Source organism: Acidithiobacillus sp. TH-A36 (assembly GCF_057473445.1).
In genome coordinates, this window is record NZ_JBYCKP010000194.1 from 1 (window position 1) to 4,953 (window position 4,953).

General features: G+C 54.2%; 4 protein-coding genes. 2 read left to right on the plus strand and 2 right to left on the minus strand.

Annotated elements, in window-relative coordinates:
- On the minus strand, positions 1 to 1,170 hold a 1,170-nt coding region (gene ccsB / locus AC2VLY_RS05160; RefSeq protein WP_486894095.1), incomplete at its 3' end, for a c-type cytochrome biogenesis protein CcsB.
- On the minus strand, positions 1,151 to 3,016 hold the full coding sequence (locus AC2VLY_RS05165) for a cytochrome c biogenesis protein ResB (protein ID WP_486921879.1): 1,866 nt from the start codon (positions 3,014 to 3,016) through the stop codon (positions 1,151 to 1,153). The genes AC2VLY_RS05165 and ccsB, both read right to left, overlap by 20 nt.
- 94 nt (positions 3,017 to 3,110) lie before the next feature.
- On the opposite strand from AC2VLY_RS05165, the gene yihA reads away from it, so the two are divergent.
- Both yihA and AC2VLY_RS05175 read left to right on the plus strand, forming a co-directional pair.
- Positions 3,111 to 3,845, plus strand: coding sequence for a ribosome biogenesis GTP-binding protein YihA/YsxC (yihA, locus tag AC2VLY_RS05170; RefSeq protein ID WP_486921880.1), 735 nt, complete (start codon positions 3,111 to 3,113; stop codon positions 3,843 to 3,845).
- A 65-nt stretch (positions 3,846 to 3,910) separates the two neighbouring features.
- A partial coding sequence (locus AC2VLY_RS05175) for an ion channel (RefSeq protein WP_486921881.1) occupies positions 3,911 to 4,953 on the plus strand: 1,043 nt, incomplete at its 3' end.

Below are 4,953 nucleotides of genomic sequence, written 5' to 3' on the forward strand. Positions count from 1 at the left end.
CTTCCCGTAAGAATGCAGCCCCGAAAGAAACATATTGACGCCCAGAAAGCAGAAACTCACGACCCAAAGGCTCATGAATGACCACCAGGCCATGGCCGTACCACGCCATCCTTTAACGACGCGGGCATGTAAATAACCGGCGTAATTCAACCAGACAATCAGCGCCCAGGTTTCTTTGGGGTCCCATGACCAGAAGCCGCCCCAGGCTTTGGCGGCCCATACCGCGCCCAGAATGGTTGCCACCGTAAAAAACAGAAAACCCAGGGCAATGGCCTTGTACATCACGTCGTCCATGACTTCACGACTGGGCATGACCCGAAGCAGTAATTCCGAACCACGGTGGCGCGAGCGCTCCGTCAACAAATAACCCAAGCCAATGAGGCTGGCGACGGTAAAATTGGCATAACCCACAAACATCATGGGAACGTGCAATTTCATCCAGAAACTTTGCAAAGCAGGGATGAGTGGCTCAATCTGGTCCATGTGCTGGGCAAACGTCAGCCAGAGCAGAAACCCCACTCCGGCGGCCACCAGTGGCATGACAAAGGCGCCCAGGGCACGCGCTTCGTTACGCTTTTCATAATACAGGTAAAACAAGGGCGTAGAAGCACAAAAGAGGACCAGAACCTCCCAAAGGTTGCTTACCGGAATATGCCCCCAATCCGGATGGCCCAGGTAGGTTTCCCGCCACCGTACCCCAAGGCCAATGAATCCCATGATGACGCCAGCCCAGGTCAGGGCTGTGGCCCACTGACCCACCCGTTCACGTCCGCTAAAAAGATAAAACAGATAACAGGCGGTGGCGGCGAGCAGCAGCGCGGACATCCACATAACCGCCGCGTAGCCCTGTAAAATGTCGCGCAGGAGTAGGTTATTTGCGGTGCTTTGGCCGATGCTGTAAAGCCACACGGCAAACAGGGCGGGCAACACAATACCCAAGGTCGCCAATTGCACGGGTCGCCAGGCGAGCCCAGCCACCAGTAAGGCACCATACCAGGCAGCCAACACCACAAACTGCCAGTAACCAAAACTGCTACCGTACAGACCCAAAATATTTCCGGCAGCAACGCTCAATCCGGCAAACCATGCCCAGTCTCTTAATTTCCACTGTGCCCACCAGCTTGGCTGCGGGCTTAATTCTGTCCAGCTTTCAACGCGTGTGTTGGTCACCTTTTTGCTCCTTGTATTCGGCATAATCGACGCCCAGGGCCTGCTCCAAGGTCCCGGTCCATCGCTTAAACTCTTTGGAAAAATCCAGGCGGTTGCGGTCTGCAGAAGCCCCCAACAACAACTCTACCCCCTCGGACTCCTGTCCCCGGGGACGAAGGCGGAGCCAGATACGCTTCTGGGGAATATAAAACAGGATGAAAATGCCCAGCACCAGGGCCACACATCCCCAATAAATTACAATGGTCCCCGGCCACTTGGTCACCTGCAAGCCGGCTGCCCAGCGATGATCAAAACTACTTAACGATAAAATGAAAGGCATGGGGTAATCGTGCAGTTGCACCAAGGTTTGCATACCCGCCTGCAAAAAACGGGATTGTTCTGTCGTGCTCATTCCGGGAGCATGACGGGCAACAACCTGCCGGAAGGTCTCTGTGAAAATAGCCTGAGAAGCGTTGGCACCCGCACGGGCCGCAGACTGCAAGGCCGCCAGATAATCCATGAACAAACCAATGCTCCCGTTAGGCCCGGTAGGGATATATATGTATCGATAGGCATCTCCCAATGCCTCGCGATATCCCTGGACAAAAAAACCTTGTCCACCCCGCCGCATGGGCGTCATGTAGGTCTTGAATTCGGCGGCCTGACCATTGGGATTGTGAATGATGTAGGTAAAACTGGGGCCCAGATTGAGGGTCGGATGATCGGGAGTGGCTTTTTCGCCCACCGCCGCCTTCGGCACGATGTTGTAAAGATTGAAATTTTTCAGATCGACAGCGTAGCCGGAATTCCCTGCATGAAGGGTTTGTCCCACCCGTCCGGAAAGTTCGCCGGGGGCGGCACCCGAGACTCCAAGCAGATAGGTTTTCATATGCAGCAATGACCCCCCATCACTGAAGCTCGACTGATATATATATACCCCGTCATAGGACATGGGGTGATTTACGCGGACATCACCCGTTTTGAGGACTTTCCCCTGCGGACTGTAGAGCACGACCCGGGAAGTAAAATCCTTGGGCATTCCGGTGGAATAATAAGAAATATGAAACGATTGCAAATGAATCCGAAAAGGCAGGGGCTGCACCAGATAACCATTGCCGGCGAGTTCAAATACCGCATTGGCGGTCTGACCTTCGGGAAGCGTGATAATCCCCCGATAGGCCGGATTGTTTTGGGACATCCAGGCCGTCCGGGGGATTTTTGAAAGCGGAAGATCAAAATTCTGCTCTGGTTTGAGTGTTCCTTGCCATTCTGCCCATTTAACGGGCACGTCAGCGTTATACAGTGCCGCCGCACAAATGACGATAATGGCAATATGGGTGAGAAAGTAGCCTAGACGATGGTAGCGGCCCTTGCGGGCAGCAATGGCCATATCGCCCTCTTTTTGTTCCACGCGGGGTTTATAACCAGCGGCTCGCAACACTTGCAGGATGCGCTCTTGTGCCTGATCCATCGGCAATGTCGTAGCCATACGCACCCAATGATCCTGACCCAAAATCACGGTATCGCGTTGACGGATTGGAAATTCGCGCATTTCGCGCAGCATCCGGGGACTGTTTCGAGTAACGCAGGTTGCCGTGGATAACACCAGAAAGGCCACAATCGCTGTGTACCACAAGGTGCGGTACACATTGTACAAACCGAGTTCACGGTATACCGAAAACCAGAACGGCCCAAACTGCATGGCATAATTCTGGTAAGGCTGCTGTTGACTGAGAATAGTGCCGATCACCGAAGCAATGGCCAGTAATACCAGCAGACTGACCGCCAGCCGCATGGACCCCAAAAACTGTACCAGCAATCGCCAGCGCGGGTGCTGCCAGGCAAGGCCATCTACATGTGCTTGCAAACCTGTTCTCCCTATTTTTTTCAGTGAATTATTCCACCTGAATTGTTTTTTCGCAGTCTAGGTCCTGGACCGGGTGGCAGCAAGCTCGCTGAGCATGACTTTCAGATTGCCAGAACCAACTGACGACGACTATGCTCTCAGCATGAACCATACCAACCCAACACCTTTCCGTTTTGCCCCGTTACGTCGGGCCAGCTTTCGCCTCAGCGTGACCCAGGCGGGACAACTCCCCCCGGATGATGGGGCCGAAGTGGCCATTGCCGGACGTTCCAACGTGGGCAAGTCCTCCACCATCAACATGCTCACCGAACGTCGCGCCCTGGCACGCGTCAGTCGCACGCCCGGCCGCACGCAGGCCATCAACGTGTTTGATCTGGATCCCGGGCAACGCCTCATCGATCTACCCGGTTATGGATATGCCAAAGTTCCCGAGGCCTTAAGGCGTTCCTGGGGTCCATTACTGGAACAATACCTGCGCCGACGCAGCAGTCTGCGCGCCCTGATTCTGGTCATGGACATCCGCCATCCTTATGGGCCGCATGATACTGATCTGATTGGTTTTGCTGCAGGTTGTGGCCGCCCGGTCCACATCCTTCTCAACAAGGCCGACAAACTCAGTCGGGGGGCAGCCTTGCAGGAAATGGCCCGATTGCGGCGGATACCGGAATTGCAGGGAGTTGCCATGCAACTGTTTTCAGCGCAGACCGGACAGGGCCTGGACGAATTGCATCAGTTGATTGCCGGCTGGCTGGCACCCGGCGAACAAAAAGAAACCCCGACTTCTGCCGGGGTTAATAACGAGCCCTCAAAGGGAGGGGAGGACTCATGATCCGGCCAGGGAGGGTAGACCGGATCCAGACAAGCAATTCGTTACTCCTCGGGTTTGAGTGAGGCATGTCGGAAAAGTTCAGTCACACGCCTCATCCCTGGCATATTTTACGCCCGAACTGGCGTAGCCGCTGGCTAGGACGGGCTGAGCGCTGGGCAAGACGCCTGCAGCTTGACCGCTGGTATCCACATACACCCATTGCTGCAGCGGTAGGTTTTCTGGGGCTTTTCAACATTCTTCCGGCCATCGGACAATTGCTGGGCCTGAGCTACGTCGGCAGCCTTGCCGACATGTCCAGCGGCTTTGTGCTGGACGCCTTTCGTGGCCTTCCGCAGGGTGCTGCAGGCATCATTCTGCTGATCATGTCGCTGGGTCTGTTATTTCGTTCACGTTTCGCCTGGGCCATTGTTCTGACTATTGCATCAGCGGTTCTTGCCGTTGGTATTTACCGCCATCCCCAACATATTTCAGCACTGCTTTACTACAATGCCGTTCTGGTGTTTTTTTTATGGATTTTCCGGAGTCGTTTTAATCACAGCAGCCTCGCCACCGGCACCCTGTTTGCACTGGTAGGCATCATTATCGTTATAGGTTATGGGGTGTTCGGTGCTTATATTCTGGGCGACGGCTTCAAACCACATATTCATAGCCTGAAGGGGGCACTTTATTTTTCCATAGTTACCATGTCTACCGTAGGTTATGGCGATGTTTTGCCCGTTTCCAACGAGGCCAGACTTTTTGTGGTATCTTTGATTGTGCTGGGAATCACCGTATTTGCCACTTCGTTATCAGCCATTATTGTTCCTGCAATCAATAACCGGCTGCAATCGGCGCTACAAGGAGAGAAACGCCGCATGACTCTGAAAAATCATTACATCATTGCGGGCGATACGCCGCTGGCGCGCAACAGTTATCGCGAACTCAAAAGTCGTAATTTACCCGTCATCGTGATCATGGGACACCAGCCCGATGACTCCATTTATCAGGCGGATGATTTGATTATCGGTGACTCCAGTGACACCGATATATTACGCAGTGCCGGTGCCGAGCAGGCTCTGGCGGTTCTCGCCCTGCGCGCAGATGATTCAGAAAACGCCTTCGTGGTGCT

Coding starts and splice junctions, on each gene's coding strand:
- yihA (WP_486921880.1), top strand. CDS start 3,111: ATGACTTTCAGATTGCCAGAACCAACTGACGACGACTATGCTCTCAGC.